Genomic DNA, 19,029 nt, shown 5'->3' on the forward strand with positions numbered 1-19,029 from the left:
CGGCTGGAAACAAGATATCTAGCTTCGTTGTACACAAATATGCGCCGCGACTGACTCGACACGTCAGCCAACGCATGCCGCGACCGCAACGCACGCCGCGCCCGCAATGACGCGAACCTGGTAGAGCTGACATGAACCTGACCCTTGCTGACATACTGGCGGCGCGGCAAACCCTTGCCGGAGAGATCGTCAGGACGCCCTTGCTGCCCTCCCCCTTCATGAGCGGTCTGACGGGGGTGCCGTTTCACCTCAAGATGGAGACGATGCAGCCGACCGGGGCCTTCAAATTGCGCGGCGCAATGAACGCGGCCCGCAAGGTCTCCGCCGAAACGCATACGCTCGTTTGCTGCTCAACCGGCAATCACGGGCGTGCGGTCGCTTTTGCCGCGCGATCCCTGGGGCTACGGGCCGTGATCTGCATGTCGTCTCTTGTGCCACAAACCAAGATTGACGCGATCAAGGCGCTCGGCGCCGAGATCAGGATCGTCGGAACCAGTCAGGACGCGGCGCTTGCCGACTGCCAACTCCTCGCAGGCGAACAGGGCTTTGCCGAGATTTCGCCCTTTGACGATCCCCTCGTCATCGCCGGGCAAGGCACCGTTGGCCTCGAGATCCTTGAAGATCTGCCCGGCTTGCAGACGTTGCTGATACCGCTCTCGGGCGGTGGTCTGGCCGCAGGAGCTGCCTTGGCGGCAAAGTCCATCAACCCGGCGATCCGGATATTCGGGCTGACCATGGACCGCGGCGCGGCAATGAAGGCCTCCTTAGACGCCGGAAAACCCGTCGAGGTAAGGGAAGTCGAAAGTCTCGCGGATTCGCTCGGGGGCGGCATCGGCCTGAACAACAAGCTGTCCTTCCACATGTGCCGAAAGCTTCTCGACGCGGTCGTTCTGGTCACCGAAGAGGAAATCCGCCGGGCCATGCAGGTTCTCTACCACGAGGAAGGCCATGTGGCGGAAGGGGCCGGCGTCGTCGGCATCGCAGCGTGTCTCGCGGGCAAACTGCCGGATTTCGATGGTCCCGTGGCCACGATCCTTTCCGGACGGAACGTGGACATGACCCGGTTCACCAGTATCGTGACCGGTCAGGACGTTGACCTCGGCGACTATCATCTCAGGGGGACTTCCTATGCCGCATGAGATCATACTCGTGACCGAACCCGACCTGCGCCGAGCCGTACAACTCGATCTGGACGTCATCGACCGCATCGAGAATGCCTTTGCCAGTCTGGCGGCGGGCCAGGTGGTGATGCCGCCGGTCCTGTCGATGTCGCTGCCGGAGATCAATGCGGAAGTGGACGTCAAGACCGCCTATGTACCGGGTCTCGACGGGTTCGCTCTGAAAATCTCTCCAGGCTTTTTCGACAATCCGGGCCTCGGATTGCCAAGTCTCAACGGTCTCATGGTGCTGCTTTCGGCGAAAACGGGTCTGGTCGAGGCGGTGTTTCTGGACAATGGCTATCTGACGGATATCCGGACGGCGGCGGCGGGCGCGGTCGCGGCCCGGCTTCTGGCGCCATCGAATGTCACCACCGCCGGGGTCCTCGGCACCGGCGTGCAGGCGCGCCTGCAACTGGTTGCCGCGGCAAAGGTCCGTCCGTTCGGAAAGGCGCTGATCTGGGGCCGCGATGCCGGCAAGGCCTCGCGGGTGGCAGCGGAACTGACCGCTGCGCTTGGCATCGACGTGGCGGCCTGCACGGACCCCGCCGACCTTGTCGCGCAATGCCAGCTCGTCATCACCACGACACCCGCGCGGGATCCCATACTGAGCGCCGACTGGCTGCATGCCGGTCTTCATGTCACGGCCATGGGATCCGATCAGGAGGACAAGAACGAGCTGGACCCCCGGATCCTCGAACGCGCTGACGCAGTGGTGTGCGACCGGATCAGCCAGTGCGAAACAATGGGGGAACTGCGCAGAGCGCGCGCGGCGGGACCACCGGGCAGCCTGAGCAATGTCAGTGAACTCGGCAACGTCATCACCGGAGCCGCCGCGGGCCGCATGTCCGATGACGACATTACCGTCTGCGACCTCACAGGAACGGGGGTTCAGGATACGGCAATGGCGACACTGGCGCTCGAAAGGGTCAGGCGCGCCCAGGCCGGAACGACCGTTTTGAGCTGACGACACATTTGATTCACTTTCCGGACACATGCGCTCCCCAGCTCCGAAACGGAAGGCATGAACCGGCTGGAAACTCTCGAAACACTCATGAAATCAGGACCGACCGCAGGAACAGGCTCATGACGGCCCCTGCCTTCTGGATAAAGGAAAGACCATGCTGAAGAACGATCACCTCGACGCCTGGGACCGCGACAATTTCTTTCACCCGTCAACGCATCTGGCACAGCACGCGCGCGGCGAAAGCCCGAACCGGATCATGACAGGTGGTCAGGGTGTCTATATCGAGGACCGCGACGGAACCAGGCTGCTTGACGCCTTCGCAGGGCTTTATTGCGTCAATGTCGGGTATGGCCGCACCGAAATTGCCGAGGCCATTGCCGCCCAGGCCCGGGAGCTGGCTTATTACCATTCCTATGTCGGTCACGGCACCGAAGCCTCGATCACGCTCGCGAAGATGGTTCTCGACCGCGCGCCGGACAACATGTCGAAAGTCTATTTCGGCCTCGGTGGATCGGATGCGAACGAGACCAACATCAAGCTGGTCTGGTATTACAACAACATTCTCGGGCGGCCGGAGAAGAAGAAAATCATCTCGCGCTGGCGTGGCTATCACGGCTCCGGCCTGATGACCGGTTCGCTGACCGGGCTGGAGCTGTTTCACAAGAAGTTCGACCTGCCGCTCGACAAGGTGTTGCACACGGTCGCTCCGGACTACTTCCGGCGCGACGACCTGTCCCTGTCGGAAGCAGAGTTCGTTGCCCATTGCGCGTCGGAGCTAGAAGACCTGATCGCGCGCGAAGGCGCGGATACGATCGCGGCCTTCATCGGCGAGCCGGCTCTCGGAACCGGCGGGATCGTGCCGCCGCCCGCAGGTTACTGGGACGCGATACAGGCAATCCTGAAGAAACACGACATTCTCCTGATCGCGGACGAGGTGGTGTCCGGTTTTGGTCGGCTCGGCAGCATGTTCGGATCCGGCCACTACGGTATCGAAGCCGATTTCATCACCATTGCCAAAGGCTTGACATCGGCCTACGCGCCCTTGTCCGGGTCGATCATTTCCGACCGGGTCTGGAAGGTTCTGGAAGACGGCACCGATGAATTCGGCCCGATCGGCCATGGCTGGACCTATTCGGCGCACCCGATCGGCGCGGCCGCCGGTGTCGCCAATCTGGAGCTGATCGACCGGCTGGATCTGGTCACCAATGCGGGAAAGGCCGGAAGTTATTTCAAGAAGGCTCTGGAAACCGCGCTCGCAGATCATCCGAATGTCGGCGAAATTCGCGGCGACGGCCTGCTGTGCGCGGTGGAATTCGTGGCCGACAGGGACAGCCGCACCTTCTTCGATCCGTCCGCAAAAACCGGTCCGCAAATCGCGGCCGCGCTGCTGAAGGAAGGTGTTGTCGGACGCGCGATGCCGCAAGGCGACATTCTCGGGTTCGCTCCGCCCCTGTGCATCACGGAAAGCGAAATCGACCGGGTCGTTGCGGCCACCGTCACGGCTGTCCGATCGGTTCTCTGAAGTCTTTTCAGAGTTGATTTCAGTCTCAAGCGGTCGCCTTTTCGGCGACCGTTCGGGCCAGTCCGGCGAAAAAACCGATGTCTCCCGGACTCTTCGATCTGGCCGGAAACCTGGACCTCGTCACTGAATTTGATCGTGCCCGTCCTGGCCTCCTTGCCTCAAAATCAGGGAAGAAGGCGTCTAAAAATCTTGTGGCTATTCAGATCGCCGCCCATCCAAGAAAGACGGCATCACTCAGCGACAAAACCTGCGACACCCGGCGATAGGCAGCCGCTGGCGGCCCGTCCTCCAATTCGAGAGGCAGGTCGAAAGAATAATTATCCGCAGTGGATTTACGAATGAACATGGCGTCCTGACGCAGGTAGATACCGGGCCAACCGTCAGCGTTCAAAGTAAATATCAGCTGAATCGCATCAGGATGCCATTCACCGGTACTGGTCATCGATACGCGTCTTTTTGACAGCCGAAATTCAGCGAGCCACGTGAAGGATCGCCGGAAAACGCCGCCAAACCGGGCGTTCTGACCGGTCCGGACCGGGTTTGGCGAAATCTGTCTTTGACGGGGCGTTTTTCACATGCATTAATGTCACAAATTTTTGGCTATTTCAGCTATTTGTGTGATGCTTTGGGAGGAGCGCATGGCAGACACGGAGACAGTTCTCGCACATCGGCGGGACGGCTATCTTCTTGTAACCCTGAACCGGCCGGACCGGCTCAATGCCTTCAATGAGGACATGCACCATGCGCTGCGTGGTCATCTGACCGACGCGGAAGAGACAGCGGATATCCGGGCGGTGCTGCTGACAGGTGCAGGCCGGGCGTTTTGCGCCGGCCAGGATCTTTCCGACCGGGACATGCGCGCAGGCGGCCCGGCTCCGGACCTCGGTGTCACTCTGGACACCCTGTACAATCCGCTGGTGCGGCAGATCAGGTCGATGAACAAACCGGTCGTCTGCGCCGTCAACGGCGTGGCTGCGGGGGCCGGTGCGAATATCGCACTTTGTTGCGACATCGTCCTTGCCGCGCAATCGGCGCGGTTCATTCAGGCCTTTTCGAAGATCGGGCTGGTTCCCGATTCCGGCGGCACCTGGCTGCTGCCGAGACTGATCGGGGAAGCACGCGCCAAGGCGCTTGCCATGACGGGCGCGCCACTCGACGCGGAGACCGCCGCGTCCTGGGGACTCATCTGGAAATGCGTTCCCGATTCCGAACTCATGATGGAAGCAGGCAATCTTGCCGGGCAGCTTGCGGCCGGGGCGACCAGGGGCCTTGCCCTGACCAAACAACTGATCCAGCAAGCCGCCGGCCAGCCTCTCGACCAGCATCTGGATTCAGAACGCGACGCGCAGCGTCAGGCCGGACGGACCGCCGATTACAAGGAAGGTGTGACCTCCTTCCTGGAAAAACGCCCTGCCCGCTTTTCCGGCTCCTGAACAGGATATTTCAATGACCCCGAACGAACTCGCCGAGGCCTGTGCGCAGAGCATGTGGAGCCGGGACACGGCTTCGCAGGACCTCGGCATGAGCCTCGATCATGTTGAAGCCGGCCGGGCTGTCATGTCCATGAGCGTCACGAAAAGCATGACCAACGGACACGGCACCTGCCACGGGGGTTATCTTTTCACGCTCGCCGACAGCGCCTTCGCATTCGCTTGCAACACCTACAATCAGGTCACGGTCGGACAGCATTGCACCGTGAGCTATCTGGCGCCGGCCTATCTCGGGGACCGTCTGACGGCGACGGCCAGTGAACGGTCCCGCGCAGGCCGGTCCGGCCTGTACGACGTTACGGTCAGCAATCAGACCGGCGGGATCATCGCCGAATTTCGCGGCAATTCACGAACCACAAAAGGCACCATTCTGCCGGAATGATGCGGCCGCTCAAGGGAGAAACCCATGGAAAATCTGGCTCCGCGTCCCGGAGATCTCGAACCTGTTGAAACCGCAAGCCGGGACGAGCTGTCAGCGCTGCAACTGGACAGGCTGAAATGGTCTGTTGCCCATGCTTATGAAAACGTCCCGTTTTTCAGGAAGCGGTTCGACGACAAGGGCGTCCACCCGTCAGACCTGAAAACGCTTTCCGACCTGTCGAAGTTTCCCTTCACCACCAAGGGGGATCTCAGGGACCATTACCCCTTCGGCCTGTTCGCGGTGCCCCGGGACAAGATCGTGCGCATTCATGCCTCGTCGGGCACGACGGGCAAGCCGACGGTCGTCGGCTATACCGCCAATGACATCGAGATGTGGGCCAACCTGGTGGCCCGGTCGATCCGCGCGTCCGGTGGCCGTGCCGGCGACATCATCCACGTGGCCTATGGCTACGGCCTGTTCACCGGAGGACTCGGAGCGCATTACGGCGCCGAGAAAATGGGCTGCACGGTCGTGCCCGTTTCAGGAGGCATGACCGAACGCCAGGTCACGCTGATCCAGGACTTCAAGCCGCGCATCATCATGGTAACGCCGTCCTACCTTCTGTCCATCCTGGACGAATTCCGCCGCCAGGGCATCGATCCGCGCGAAACCTCGCTGGCGACCGGCATCTTCGGAGCGGAACCCTGGACGAACGCCATGCGCCAGGAAATCGAGCAGGCATTCGACATGCATGCGGTGGATATTTACGGCCTGTCGGAGGTGCTCGGCCCCGGGGTCGCCAACGAATGTGTGGAATCCAAGGACGGTCTGCATATCTGGGAAGACCATTTCTACCCGGAAATCATCGACCCGCAGACCGGTGACGTTCTGCCAGACGGCGAAATCGGGGAGCTGGTGTTCACGACGCTGACCAAGGAAGGCCTGCCGATGGTCCGCTACCGGACGCGCGACCTGACCTGTCTTCTGCCGGGCACGGCGCGCAGCATGCGGCGGATGGAGAAGATCACCGGACGGTCCGACGACATGATCATCCTGCGCGGGGTCAACGTGTTTCCGACACAGATCGAGGAACAGGTCCTGAAGTGCGAAGGGCTTTCACCGCATTTCCAGATCGAACTCGGCAAATCGGACCGGCTGGACGTCATGACGGTCCATGTCGAGGCCGTGCCCGGCGCTGCCTCGGCGGATCATCGTGCTGGCTCCGCCAGGGAACTGGCCCATCACATCAAGAGTATTGTCGGTGTAACCGCCCGGATTGACGTCACCGAACCCGGTGCCGTCGAACGGTCGGCCGGCAAGGCCAAACGGGTGGTGGACAACCGGCCCAAGGGTTAGGTCCGGCACCGCTCGAGCGTGGGTTCAGCCGATCCAGCACGAAAGCAACAAGCATCATTCAGCCGTTCCGGGAGCTCCGGAACGGCTGAATTTGCATGCGGTCACACTCAGGCCCGCTCAGTCCACTCTTTGGCGACCAGGGTCAGGACGTCATACTGGGCGACCGGCTCGTCATCCTGATTGGTCACCTGGCAATCCCATCGGACCTCGCCGTAATCGGCCGATATGCGCGGCGAGATTTCCTTGGCCGTGAGCTGGACCTTCAACGCATCGCCCGCGTTGACGGGGGTCAGGAAACGCAGGTTGTCGACGCCGTAGTTGGCCAGGACCGGTCCCTCGTCCGGATCGACGAACAGGCCGGCAGCGAATGAGACGATGAGATAGCCATGGGCGACCCGACCCTCAAAGAAAGGATTCCGTTTCGCTGCTGCTTCATTCATGTGGGCATAGAACGTATCACCGGTAAAGGTCGCGAAATGTTCGATGTCCTCAAGGGTCACCGGCCGCGATCTTGTGACCAAGCGATCGCCGATCCTGAGTTCAGCAAGCGATTTGCGGAACGGATGCAGGGCGTCCTCGCGGCCCGGAGCGCCGGTGACCCAGCGTCCGGTCACCGCCCCCAGAAGCTCCGGCGCACCCTGAACCGCCGTGCGCTGCATGTAGTGCTTGATGGACCGCAGACCGCCGAGTTCCTCGCCGCCGCCTGCCCGGCCCGGCCCGCCGTGAACCAGCATCGGCAGCGGCGAGCCGTGCCCGGTGGACGATTTCGCGCTCTGCCGGTTTCCGATCATGATACGGCCATGGAACGGCGCCATGGCAAGGACCGCCTCTTCCGCCACAGCCGTATCGTTCGTGAACAACGATGCAACCAGGGATCCCTTGCCCTTGCGGGTCAGTTCGACAGCGTCTTCCAGCGTGTCGTAAGGCATGAGCGTTGCAACCGGTCCGAAGGCTTCGACGGAATGCACCGCCTCGCCCGCCATGGGTCTGTCGCAATGAAGCAGCACGGGCGCGGTGAATGCCCCGTCCCCCGTTGCAGTCGACGCGGAGCCCGGCACGATCTCCGCTTCCGATTTCAAATCCTCGATGCGGGCAAGGACTTCTTCGCGCTGCTGGAGGGAGGCGAGCGGCCCCATGGTGACCGCCTCGTCCCGCGGATCTCCGATCCTTGCCTTTGCGAACCGCTGTGTCAGGGCATCGGCAACCGCAGGCGCAAGCGCTTTCGGTACGATCACGCGGCGGATCGCGGTGCACTTCTGGCCTGCCTTCGCGGTCATTTCCCGGGCGACTTCCCTGACGAACAGGTCGAATTCCGGATCTTCCGGCGCGACGTCCGGACCGAGCACGGCGGCGTTCAGACTGTCCGCTTCCATGGAAAAGCGCACCGAATTTCGGATGATTGCCGGGCTCCGACGCAACATCTGGCCTGTTGCCGCGGATCCGGTAAAGGTCACGACATCCTGTTCTGAGACGTGATCGACGAGATCGCCCGCCGATCCGCAAAGGAGCTGAAGCGCGCCTTCGGGCAGGATGCCAGTCTCCAGGATATGGCGCACCATCAATTCCGTGAGATAGGCGGTCTGGCTGGCCGGCTTCACCAGACATGGAACGCCCGCGATAAGAGCGGGCGCGATCTTTTCCAGCATGCCCCAGCAAGGAAAGTTGAAGGCATTGATATGGATCGCTATTCCCTGAAGGGGTGACAGGATGTGCTGCGCGGAGAATGTGTTGTCGCGCGAGAGCGGCTCGACGGCTCCCTCCGTGAAAACCCGGGTGTTCGGCATCTCCCGCCGTGCCTTGGAGGAATACGCAAACAGCGTGCCAATGCCGCCTTCGATGTCGATCCAGCTGTCCTTGCGGGTCGCACCGGTGGCAAAGCTCTCCAGATAGAAAGCCTCTTTCTTCTCCATCAGCGCCTGCGCGAGGGACTTCAGCATCAGGGCGCGCTCGTGGAAAGTCATTGCGCGCAACGCGCGGCCGCCCCGGTCACGGCCGAAGGCGAGCGCATCGGCAAGATCGAGGCCGGAAGACTCTATCGTTGCGACCGGCTGCCCTGTCGAGGCGTCCAGCAAGAGCTTGCCGTCGCCCTTGCCGGTCCGCCAGGTGCCGGACAGATAGCTTTCCAGTACGCGGACCTTGTGCGGATGAACTGTCATGAGAAAACTTCCAGATTTTGGACACGGCACTGCCGGTCAGGCATCGTAGGTGACAACCAGATGTTTGGTCAGTGGCCGGGACTGGCAGGTGAGCACATAGCCGTCGCGGATCTCGTCGTCCTCGAGCGCATGGTTGGCCGCCATTTCGACCTCGCCCTCCAGGACCTTGCCGCGGCAGGTCGAGCAGACGCCGGCACAGCAGGAATAAGGCGCGTCGATGTCGTGCCGGTGAGCGGCTTCCAGAATGGTTTCGCCCGGTTCCATGTGGATTTCACGGGTGGTGCCGTCGATGGTCAGCCTCAGGTCGGCGTCCTTTGCCCTGCCGTCGGTGACCGCAGACCGCTGTGCCGCCGGCAGACGTCCGGGCTGGTCCGACTTGAACAGTTCCTGCCTGATCCTGTCCGCCGCGACGCCGCGCTCCTCAAGGCTCGCGCGCACGGTGTCCATCATGCCGTGCGGGCCGCACAGGAACGCCAGATCGATGTCCTGCGGGTCGATCAGGGTTTCAAACAGGTCGGCGAGCTTCTGTTCGTCCACCCGGCCGGAAAACAGCTCGGTGTCCTGGGCATCGTTGTTCAGGATGTGAATGACCTGCAGGCGGCCGAGATACCTGTTTTTCAGATCCTCGAGGTCTTCCCGGAACATGATCGACGACACCTGGCGGTTGGCGTAGACAAGCGTGAACTGCGCGCCGGGTTCCCGGGCCAGAACGGTCTTCAGGATCGACAGGACCGGGGTGATGCCGGAGCCACCGGCAAAGCCGACATAGAAGCGGTCCGTTGCGGGTTCGATCGCGGCGTTGAAACTGCCGAGCGGCGGCATCGCCTCGACGACCTCACCGACGGCAAGATTTTCATTGGCCCAGCACGAAAAGGCACCGCCGTCGACCCGCTTGATACCGACCTTCAGGTCGCCATCTTCCGTGCCGGAGCAGATCGAATAACAGCGCCGCACCTCGTGGCCGTCAAAATCCTTTCGAAAAGTCAGGTACTGGCCCTGCCTGAACCGGAACAGATCCTCTTCGCCCGGCGGCGGTTTCAGGGTCACGACGACCGAATCCCGTGTGTCCGGCGTCACGCCGGTGACTGTCAGGGCATGAAACCGTGACATGCAGAACCTCCCAAGTTTGTTTCCAGGCCGCCGGTCAGTGGCATTTGAAATAGTCGAACGGTTCCAGGCAGGCGCGGCAGCGGTAGGCGGCCTTGCAGGGTGTGGAGCCGAACTGGCTGATTTTTTCGGTGTCGTGCGAGCCGCAGCGCGGACAGGCAACCGTAAAGGTCTCCTTGTCGGCCAGACGCGCAATCCGGCCCCCCGCGGCAGTGCTGCGCGTCCCCGTCACAGGAGGCGCGATGCCGTAGTCCTTCAGTTTTTGCCGGCCCGCCTCACTCAGCCAGTCGGTGGTCCAGGGCGGACTGAGTTTCTGGTCAAGGCGCAGATTGTCGATCCCGCAAGAGCGCAGCTTGGTTTCAATGTCCAGACTGATCACAGAGGTGGCCGGACAGCCGGAATAGGTCGGGGTTACGGTGACCACCAGCGTGCCCTCCTGCCAGCAAACATCCCGGATAACGCCGAGGTCGGTCAGGGACAGGACCGGAATTTCCGGATCCGGGATCTCGGACAGCCATTGCCAGACGGTGCTTGTCGAAGCCTGCATGGTCTCACCACACCGCGCCCGGATAGGCACGCTGCAGAAACTGCATTTCGGTCAGCATGTGCCCGAGATGTTCCGTGTGGCGTCCGGTGAGACCGCCGGTATGGGCGAAATCGGATGCCGGCGGTGTCAGACCGGCTTCGGAGAACACCGCGTCGATGGTTTCCTGCCATAAAGGCCGGAGCGTTGCCGGATCGGGAGCAAGACCTGCCTGCGCCATGGCGGCGTCAACCGCATCGGAGACAAACATTTCGCCGGCGTAAGGCCAGAGCCTTTCGAGCGCGTCCTGCATCCGCCGGTGGCTTTCCGGAGTGCCGTCCCCCAGGCGAATGACAAGATCGGCGGACCGGTCCAGATGATAGGCGGTTTCCTTGCCGGCCTTGGCGGCAATCGCGGCGACCCTGTGATCCTGCGAGGTTTCCAGAGCCTGCAACAGCTTTGCCTGAAACGCGTCGATCAAAAACTGGCGCATCAGCGTTCTGCCGAAATCGCCGTTCGGCTGTTCGGCCAGCAGAAGGTTCCGGAAGTCCCAGGCATCGCGCAGGTAGGCAAGTTCGTTCTCACCGCGTCCCGCGCCCTCCACCTCACCGGCCAGGCTCAGCCACATGCGCGCCTGCCCGATCAGATCGAGCGCGATATTCGCCAGCGCGATATCTTCCTCAAGTGCCGGAGCATGCCCGCACCATTCCGAGACACGATGCCCGAGCACGAGGGCCGTGTCGCCGCGGCGCAGGAGCCACTCCAACAACATATCGTTCGCGATCTTGTCGTTCGTCTCGGCCATCACATCTTTCCGACGTCTTCGGGGATGTCATAGAAACTCGGGTGCCGGTAGACCTTGTCCATCGACGGTTCGAACAAGGACCCCTTCGCATCCGGATCCGAGGCGGCGATCTGCGCGGACGGAACCACCCAGATGGACACGCCTTCCTTGCGGCGGGTGTAGACATCGCGCGCGTTCTTGATTGCCATTTCGGCATCCGGCGCATGCAGGGAGCCAACATGGCGGTGGTTCAAGCCATGCTGACCCCGGATGAACACCTCCCAGAGAGGCCATTCCTTTTTCATTGTTTTTCCTCCAAGCAGGCCTGCTACGCCGCCGGGTTTTCACAGCGGGCGGACCGCCACAGGTTTGCGTCCGCAACATGATCCCAACCGAAAGCATGATCGGACGAACCGTGCCTGTTCAGATGCTCCAGCCTTCCCCAGGCTTCCGCCAGGGTGGGCCGATGGCCGATGTCCACCTGCCACATGACGAAATGCATCTTCTCCATGACTTCGAACCAGTCGGCGCGCCGCTCGTAGATCCGCTTGTGAACGGTCTTGAAGACGAAGTTTTCGAGGGTCCCGACGCTTTCCCAGACGGACAGGTTGGGGATGACCGAAGGATCGCCGTCGACAACAGCCGTGTAGTCGCCGGCCTCTTCCTTCAGGCGCCAGACAAAGCCCGGGCTGCGCTCCGCAGCTGCATTGACCCGGTCAAGATTGCCGACGAAATCGGAGACCCTGGGATCATTGATATCGTAAAGAAGGCGGGCGACATTGAGTTCCGCGATATGTTTACCGGACATGGCTCTCCTACTCCGCTGCTGTCTGGACGGCGTTGCCAGCGGCGGACCGCTTGTCGGCATACGCCATCAGTCCGTCGCGCACCCAGGCACCGTCTTCCCAGGCATTGACCCTGGCTTCCAGGCGCTCGCGATTGCAGGGACCGTTGCCCTTCAGGACTTCAAAGAACTCGTTCCAGTCGGGTTCGGAAAAATCGTAGCCGCCCTTGTGCTCGTTCCACACAAGGTGCTCGTCAGGTACGCTCAGGCCGAGATATTCGGCCTGTGGCACCGTCTGGTCGACGAATTTCTGCCGAAGCTCGTCATTGGTGTTGATCTTGATCTTCCAGGCCATGGATTGCGCGGAGTGGACAGAGTCCTTGTCCGACGGACCGAACATCATCAGCGAGGGATACCAGAACCGGTTCAGGGCATCCTGGGCCATGCGGCGCTGATCGGGTGTCCCGCGCGCCATTTTCATCATGATGTCGAAGCCCTGACGCTGGTGGAAGCTCTCTTCCTTGCAGATGCGGACCATCGCGCGTGAATAGGGGCCGAAGGAAGTGCGCTGCAGGGGGACCTGATTCATGATCGCCGCCCCGTCGACAAGCCATCCGACGGCACCGATGTCGGCCCAGGTCAGGGTCGGGTAGTTGAAAATGGAGGAATATTTCATCTTGCCGGCATGCAGGAGTTCGATCAACTCGTCCCGGCTGACACCAAGCGTCTCCGCCGCGCAATAAAGATAAAGCCCGTGCCCCGCCTCGTCCTGAACCTTCGCCAGAAGAATGGCCTTGCGCTCCAGAGACGGCGCGCGCGTGATCCAGTTGCCTTCGGGCAACTGACCGACAATCTCGGAATGGGCGTGCTGCCCGATCTGGCGGATGAGCGTCTTGCGGTAGCCTTCCGGCATCCAGTCGGTTGGCTCTATCTTTTCGCCGCGATCGATCCGCTCCTGAAAGGCGCGTTCCTCGGCGGACATCTCGGAGATGTCGCGCAGCTTCTTCTCGTCGGTCTTTACCATCTGGGCATACATGACGCCCCCTCCCGTCATGTGGACTTTCAGGAAGGATACCTCACAAAGCATCACAGAAAAAGCGATTTTTCCGAAAAATGTGTGACGTATTGAATCTGCATGCCTCTGCCGCGCAGCAAACCGCCGTGCTCAACCGCCGGAGGCGAGCATTTCCATACGATGGCGGACAGCCTCGGGTACTTCCGGAAGGGGGCCCTGCCGGGCCAGCAGATGCTGACCGATATAGGCGTCCGCCGGTGCGGACAGGCGCCGGTAAAGCTCCGCGAACAGGGAACGCGCGGCGAAACCGGGCCAGGCATCGGGCAGAACGGAAAGCGGCAGGCGGGGATCACGCAGCCGGATGTCGCGATAGGCGTGAACAAGTGCGAGCCGGAAGAGCAGCGCCGTTTCCTGTGTGGCAAGCTCCTCGGCTGCGGCCAGCATCGGCTCGAACCGCGTGACAAAGGCCCCATAGGCGCCCGCGATGCCGTCGAGTTGAAAGGTCGTTCTCACGAGCTGTTGCAGATCCTCGCCACTCGGCGTCAAAGCCCGGGATTGAAACACGGTCCCCAGCAACGGCTGGCCCGGACGGTCCGCGCCTGCATAGACATGCCCGCCAAGCAGTCCAAATCCGTGCCGGATCAGAACCGCCTGGTCGGCAGGGTCCGGACAATGGGTCAGGATCCAGCCGCAGTCGCCGTCCGCCGGACCGAAAAACAGCTCCGCCGCCAGATGGTATTCGTCCCTTGCGCCCGGTGTCAGACCGTAGAAACTGCGCCGGCCTTCGCGCTCCCCTTTGAGCTGGCCCTTGGTGACAAGGCGCGAGACGGCGGTCCGAACGAGGGACTCATTGACACCAAACCCGCCGCACAGGCTGATGAGATCCCCCATCCACAACACACCGCCACGCGGTTCGACGATGTCTCCATAAATGGTGACGATCAACTGTGCAGCCTTCGGCGGGCAAGGATGCAGGAAACGGTTTGCCATTGGTTCGGCGCTGGTAAGCATTCGTATTTTGATCCGACTGATTTGTCAGGAGCTTACCCCTCCCCCCGCGGCAAACCAAGGGGCCACGAACGGAGTGCTTGTTGAACATGCATATCCGGCTTGCACAGGACACGCCTCAACGTTATAAAGTTACATGTAATATTGTAACGTCAGATTGGATCGAGACCAGAATGCCCTTCCCCCAGCGCCAAACCCTGTCCTCAAGGAAACGCCTCAGCCTGCTGTCGACCTGTCTCGGTGGCGCGCTTCTGGCCATGACCACTGCAGCGGCAGCGGACTCCCCTTCCGTTGTCACGACGATCAAGCCGCTTCACTCCATTGCCTCGGCGGTGATGGACGGTGTCGGCGAACCGCTTCTCCTCATCGATGGCGCCGCATCTCCGCACGGATTTGCCCTGAAACCCTCGCAGGCGTTTCTGCTCCAGGGCGCCGACGCCGTCTTCTGGGTCGGCGAAGCACTGGCTCCTTCCCTCGCCAAACCGATCTCATCGATGGCAGACGATGCGGCAGTCGTCGAGATGATGGACGTCACCGGCATTCAGCACCTGGATATCCGGGAAGGTACCGATTTCGACGCGCATGATCACGGCGACCACCATGACGAGCACGCCCACGACGAACATGACCATGAAGAAGACGATCATGCTCATGGGGACCATGACGACCATGAGGAGCATGAGGAGCATGCGGACCACGACGATCACGAGGAGCATGCGGATCATGACGACCACGAAGAGCATGCGGATCACGACGACCACGAAGAGCATGCGGACCATGACGGCCACGAAGGTCATGATCATGCCGGTGCGCAGGATGCCCATGTCTGGCTGAATCCGGACAACGGTATCGTGATGGCCACGCAGATGGCGGACACACTGGCGCGCATCGACCCGGACCATGCAGATATCTACAAGAAAAATGCGGCAGCCTTCGCCGACCGTATCGAGGCTCTCGAAGGCGAGATCGTCTCGGTTCTCGAACCGGTGTCAGGCAAGAAGTTTGTCGTCTTTCACGACGCCTACCACCATTTCGAGCATCATTTCGACATGGAAGCGAGCGGTGCCATCACCCTGTCACCTGAAACGCTGTCAAGCGCGGAGCGTGTTGCGCAGGTACGTGCGAGGATCAGGGACCTTGGCGTCACCTGCGTGTTCCGGGAGCCTCAATTCGAGTCGAAACTGGTCGAAGTCGTGATTGAAGGAAGCGAGGCGCGCGTCGGCACGCTCGATCCGCTGGGAACCCAGTTGGAAAACGGGCCGGATCTTTATCCGGAATTGCTCAAGGGCCTGGCGGTGTCGCTGGCAAGCTGCCTCAACGGAGACAGCTGATCAATGCAGAACTCCGCCGGTCAGTGACCGGCGGAGTGGTTCCTGCCAAGCGGTGCCCGGTGATCGGCAATCAGGATGTTCTGGCCTTGCTGCGGACAGCCCGGGTCTTTTCAAGTGCCTTCAACAGATACCGGTCGCGGTCGTAGACGTCCGAATAGAAGGCGATCGATCCGTCGTCTTCAGGCCAGGCTGTGAAATAGGACACATAGACCGGGATGTCTCCGGCGACCTGCTCCTGTTCGTTCTGGCCTGCGGCGATGCGTGAGGTCACGTAATCCTTGGACTTGCCAAGCACGGCGGCGGCCATGGCCTTCGGGTCATGCAGACGGATGCAGCCGTGAGAGAAGGCACGGACATCCTTCTTGAAGAGGCTCTTCGACGGCGTGTCGTGCATGTAGATGTGGTGTGCGTTCGGAAACAGGATCTTGACTTCACCAAGCGCATTGGACCGGCCGGGATACTGCCTCACGTTGATCGATTGCTGCCTGGACGCGACGGCGTACCAGTCGACCGAGGAAGACGACACCTTGCGTCCGCCAGGCGTGGAGACTTCATAGCCGGCCCGATCCAGATAGCTCGGATCATTGGCGAGTTTCGGCAGCATCTCGTTGACGATGATCGAATAGGGGACACCCCAATACGGATTGTACTCGACCACTTCGATCGTGTCGTAAAAGAAGTTTGTCTGGTTGGATTTCTTGCCAACCACCACACGCATGGACAGAGAGTCCTCGCCTGGCGCCGTATAGGTCGCGGTGAAGGCCGCCTGGTTGATGAAAACCTTGCGTTCGCCCAGATCTTCCGGCAGCCAGCGGCTCCGTTCCATCGCGAGTTCGACCTTGGCAATCCTGGCGGCATTGGTTTCCCCGACCATGGCCTTGATCGAGTTCTTGCCGACAATACCGTCCGGCGTCAGCCTGGCTTCTTTCTGGAAGGTCTTGACGAGGTCCACAAGTTCGGGCGTGTACAGATCGCCGCCATCGTAAGCCTCAAGCGTTTCCGCATGCAGCGTCCTGAGTTCGTCGGAGCCGTTTTGGGCGATCGCCGCGACGATGTTCTTCATTTCCGGGCTCGACTTGCCGGCCTTCAGAAAGGTGCCCGGAGCGATCGTGATCTGGTCGGCTTCCTGATCCTCGGCCTTGAGCCGTGCCAGTTCCGCGGTCAGTTTCCTGAAATGATCGTTCTGGGGAAGGTGTCCGGTCAGCTCCCCGGCAACGTCATCGGACGCCTCGAGCTGCTGAAGAGCCGCGACCAGATCGACGTCGTGACGCGGCAGGTCGTGGTACTGCGAAATCCGGTTCGGATCGACGCGGCCCCGCGTGGCATCGAGCACATAGGTCATTGCCGCCGCGCTCAATTCCATTTCGAAACGCATCACGGCGGCGTCGCGCTCCGCGCCTTCGAGGCCGGCAACCGCGGGCAGTGCGACAAAATAGTCGTCCGGATCGAGCGCGAAGATCGCGGCATCCGCCAAGGCCCTGCGCAGTCCGGCCGCCTTGGCTGTCGGCTTGCCGTCTTGCACCCAGACGAAATCGGGATGCTCGCGGTAATAGGCAATCAGAGCTTCGCCGACACCCGGCAGTGCGGTCAGTTTCATGTCCTTGAGCGCAGGGCGGGCCTCGTCGAATGCGGTCAGAACGATCGGTGCCTGCGGAGCGGTGTCCGATTCGACGGCCGTTGTTTCGGCCCCCTCGGGAACGATTTGCGCGGGCTGAACCTCGGCCGTTTTCTTTTCGGAAAGCTCGGCGAGCGAAACCTGCTTCCACGCATCGGGCGCGTAGGTCAGGTAGCGGGGGGCGGATACCTTTACTGCCGCCGTCTGCTTACGGAGCTCTTGCTGACGCAGACGCTCCTCCTTCCGGCGCTGATGCTCCGGATTGAACAGGCGCTGGAGGAAATTCTGGGCACTGGCCGGCTCAACCGCCGAGACGCTGAGACCGGTCGCCAGCACGGACGCCATCAGCCCCGCCTTGAGAGAACAGCCAAGGAAGCTCCTGGTCCTTACCGCCAACGCGGACACGCCCTTGCCGGGCTTGCGTTCGCCGTGTCTCGTTGTATCTGCTCGCATTGTTTCAACCCGAAATGTTTAAGTTTAAAGGCCCGGCATCACGCCCAGTCCCGCCGGTAATCTCGATCCCTGCCTGGGATAGCCCCGTTCCCTGTGTGCCGAACGGGAGCTGTGTCAACAAGGCGCGGCCGGTCAGTCGAATAGTCTGAATCGGGCCGGACGCCTGCTGCTGTCGTTTGATACTATAGCAGGACTAAGTCTGTGGTTAAGGTCGGCTGTCATACACAGATTTTGAAATCAATTCAGTGTGACGATAATGCCGCTCGCAGACCCACCCGCGGCTGATTTTTGACGCCTCTTGCCACCAGAGATTGAATATCGGCAATCATCCCCATGGGGACCGGCTTTTGTGGGTCTCGCTTCACGCCGGTTTCGGCGCCGCAATCTGCCTCAGCCAGACCATCATCACAGGCCAGAAGGCCCTATTCGGCCCATTCAAGGCTCGGAAAAACGCGCATGCATGTCGGCGTGTGCAGGACGCGGCCCAATACCGGGGCCATGCCTCGCCGAAATCGATGGCATCGGCGATCCGGGCACCTCATGCCGGCCCGGTGCCAGTGGATGTCGCCGCCACCCCGGTGGCTGCCCCGCTAAGCGGGCTGCCACCGGGGTGGTCCGGCCCAATCAGAACGGAATTTCGTCGTCCATGGGTCCGCCACCGCCGCCGGATGGGCCACCCTGGCCGCCCCCGCCCCCGCCGCCGCCATAGCCGCCGCCGCCGAAACCGCCCCCGGAGCCGCCGCCCGAACCGCCGCTGCCGCCGCCGAAGCTGCCACCGCCGCCCTGGCTGTCATTGCCGTAATCCGGAAGGGAGCCGCCACCGGCGCCCTCGCCCCGGCCGTCGAGCATGGTCAGGTTGGAATTGAACCCCTGAAGGACGACTTCAGTGGAATACCGGTCCTGGCCGCCCTGGTCCTGCCATTTGCGGGTCTGCAACTGGCCTTCGAGATAGACCTTGGAGCCTTTGCGCAGATAATTTTCGGCGACCTTGCAAAGTCCTTCGTTGAAGATCACCACACGATGCCATTCGGTCTTCTCCCGGCGCTCGCCCGAGGTGCGGTCGCGCCAGGATTCCGATGTTGCTATCCGCAGATTGGCGATTGGACGCCCGTCCTGCGTCCGGCGGATTTCCGGATCGGCACCAAGGTTGCCGACCAAAATGACTTTGTTGACGCTGCCCGCCATCCTGCACTCCTGTTGTTCTATCGCGGAACGGCCACATCTTGAACTTTTTCGGTACGTGTTTCGCCGTTCACGCGTTGCAAGCCATGCTGCTAAAGATCAGAACCCTAACGGCCCGCCAACAGCTTCGCGCGCATTTTCCTGTTTCAGCGGCCATTTTCCACAAGGCAGCCTCCAAGGCGCCGCAAGCCGTCTCGGGCCGAACCCGGCCAAACCAG

General features: G+C 61.6%; 18 protein-coding genes. 7 read left to right on the top strand and 11 right to left on the bottom strand.

The genetic code is table 11. The features are described from left to right. Nucleotides 1-131 precede the first annotated feature (131 nt). From eutB to WNZ15_RS20055, 3 genes are all read left to right on the top strand, one after another. A complete protein-coding gene (eutB, locus tag WNZ15_RS20045) occupies nucleotides 132-1,139 on the top strand; it encodes a hydroxyectoine utilization dehydratase EutB (protein ID WP_342894800.1) in 1,008 nt (335 codons plus the stop codon). After that, the gene (locus tag WNZ15_RS20050) at nucleotides 1,129-2,124 is read left to right on the top strand and encodes a cyclodeaminase (protein ID WP_342894801.1); all 996 of its coding nucleotides are present in this window, start codon (nucleotides 1,129-1,131) and stop codon (nucleotides 2,122-2,124) included. The genes eutB and WNZ15_RS20050 overlap by 11 nt, the downstream gene beginning before the upstream one ends. Nucleotides 2,125-2,278: 154 nt before the next feature. Further along, nucleotides 2,279-3,646 (top strand): aspartate aminotransferase family protein, encoded by a 1,368-nt coding sequence (locus WNZ15_RS20055; protein WP_342894802.1) that lies wholly within the window; start codon nucleotides 2,279-2,281, stop codon nucleotides 3,644-3,646. A 199-nt stretch (nucleotides 3,647-3,845) separates the two neighbouring features. Here the strand turns inward: WNZ15_RS20055 and WNZ15_RS20060 are convergent, their stop codons facing one another. Further along, nucleotides 3,846-4,088, bottom strand: a complete 243-nt coding sequence (locus WNZ15_RS20060) for a hypothetical protein (RefSeq protein WP_342894803.1) — start codon at nucleotides 4,086-4,088, stop codon at nucleotides 3,846-3,848. Between the two features lie 196 nt (nucleotides 4,089-4,284). On the opposite strand from WNZ15_RS20060, the gene paaG reads away from it, so the two are divergent. The 3 genes from paaG to paaK are packed head-to-tail and all read left to right on the top strand — an operon-like array spanning nucleotide 4,285 to nucleotide 6,853. Further along, complete coding sequence (gene paaG / locus WNZ15_RS20065; RefSeq protein WP_342894804.1) at nucleotides 4,285-5,079, top strand: 2-(1,2-epoxy-1,2-dihydrophenyl)acetyl-CoA isomerase PaaG; 795 nt, start codon at nucleotides 4,285-4,287, stop codon at nucleotides 5,077-5,079. 13 nt (nucleotides 5,080-5,092) lie between these two features. Next, a complete protein-coding gene (gene paaI, locus WNZ15_RS20070) occupies nucleotides 5,093-5,518 on the top strand; it encodes a hydroxyphenylacetyl-CoA thioesterase PaaI (protein ID WP_342894805.1) in 426 nt (141 codons plus the stop codon). Nucleotides 5,519-5,542: 24 nt separating this feature from the next. Next, nucleotides 5,543-6,853, top strand: coding sequence for a phenylacetate--CoA ligase PaaK (gene paaK, locus WNZ15_RS20075; RefSeq protein WP_342894806.1), 1,311 nt, complete (start codon nucleotides 5,543-5,545; stop codon nucleotides 6,851-6,853). A 107-nt stretch (nucleotides 6,854-6,960) separates the two neighbouring features. Here the strand turns inward: paaK and paaZ are convergent, their stop codons facing one another. From paaZ to WNZ15_RS20115, 8 genes are all read right to left on the bottom strand, one after another. Continuing rightward, nucleotides 6,961-9,009, bottom strand: a complete 2,049-nt coding sequence (paaZ, locus tag WNZ15_RS20080; RefSeq protein WP_342894807.1) for a phenylacetic acid degradation bifunctional protein PaaZ — start codon at nucleotides 9,007-9,009, stop codon at nucleotides 6,961-6,963. Between the two features lie 36 nt (nucleotides 9,010-9,045). Beyond that, a complete protein-coding gene (locus tag WNZ15_RS20085; RefSeq protein ID WP_342894808.1) occupies nucleotides 9,046-10,119 on the bottom strand; it encodes a 2Fe-2S iron-sulfur cluster-binding protein in 1,074 nt (357 codons plus the stop codon). 34 nt (nucleotides 10,120-10,153) lie between these two features. Next, nucleotides 10,154-10,663: a 1,2-phenylacetyl-CoA epoxidase subunit PaaD gene (paaD, locus tag WNZ15_RS20090; RefSeq protein WP_342894809.1), complete on the bottom strand. Its 510-nt coding sequence runs from the start codon at nucleotides 10,661-10,663 to the stop codon at nucleotides 10,154-10,156. A gap of 4 nt (nucleotides 10,664-10,667) precedes the next feature. Then, nucleotides 10,668-11,444, bottom strand: coding sequence for a 1,2-phenylacetyl-CoA epoxidase subunit PaaC (paaC, locus tag WNZ15_RS20095; RefSeq protein WP_342894810.1), 777 nt, complete (start codon nucleotides 11,442-11,444; stop codon nucleotides 10,668-10,670). Continuing rightward, nucleotides 11,444-11,728, bottom strand: coding sequence for a 1,2-phenylacetyl-CoA epoxidase subunit PaaB (gene paaB, locus WNZ15_RS20100; RefSeq protein WP_342894811.1), 285 nt, complete (start codon nucleotides 11,726-11,728; stop codon nucleotides 11,444-11,446). Before paaB ends, paaC begins: the two co-directional genes overlap by 1 nt. A gap of 23 nt (nucleotides 11,729-11,751) precedes the next feature. Then, nucleotides 11,752-12,231, bottom strand: a complete 480-nt coding sequence (locus WNZ15_RS20105; protein WP_342894812.1) for a DUF3291 domain-containing protein — start codon at nucleotides 12,229-12,231, stop codon at nucleotides 11,752-11,754. Between the two features lie 7 nt (nucleotides 12,232-12,238). Continuing rightward, a complete protein-coding gene (gene paaA / locus WNZ15_RS20110) occupies nucleotides 12,239-13,243 on the bottom strand; it encodes a 1,2-phenylacetyl-CoA epoxidase subunit PaaA (RefSeq protein WP_342894813.1) in 1,005 nt (334 codons plus the stop codon). Between the two features lie 129 nt (nucleotides 13,244-13,372). Further along, entirely contained in the window at nucleotides 13,373-14,167 is a 795-nt protein-coding gene (locus WNZ15_RS20115) for a PaaX family transcriptional regulator C-terminal domain-containing protein (protein ID WP_342894814.1), read from the bottom strand. Between the two features lie 236 nt (nucleotides 14,168-14,403). On the opposite strand from WNZ15_RS20115, the gene WNZ15_RS20120 reads away from it, so the two are divergent. Continuing rightward, the gene (locus tag WNZ15_RS20120; RefSeq protein WP_342894815.1) at nucleotides 14,404-15,561 is read left to right on the top strand and encodes a zinc ABC transporter substrate-binding protein; all 1,158 of its coding nucleotides are present in this window, start codon (nucleotides 14,404-14,406) and stop codon (nucleotides 15,559-15,561) included. Between the two features lie 70 nt (nucleotides 15,562-15,631). On the opposite strand, the gene WNZ15_RS20125 is transcribed toward WNZ15_RS20120, so the two are convergent. Next, entirely contained in the window at nucleotides 15,632-17,629 is a 1,998-nt protein-coding gene (locus WNZ15_RS20125) for a L,D-transpeptidase family protein (RefSeq protein WP_342894816.1), read from the bottom strand. 624 nt (nucleotides 17,630-18,253) lie between these two features. Beyond that, complete coding sequence (locus WNZ15_RS20130) at nucleotides 18,254-18,814, bottom strand: single-stranded DNA-binding protein (protein ID WP_342894817.1); 561 nt, start codon at nucleotides 18,812-18,814, stop codon at nucleotides 18,254-18,256. Between the last annotated feature and the right edge of the window lie 215 nt (nucleotides 18,815-19,029).

Source organism: Roseibium sp. AS2, assembly GCF_038900065.1.
Classification (GTDB): domain Bacteria; phylum Pseudomonadota; class Alphaproteobacteria; order Rhizobiales; family Stappiaceae; genus Roseibium.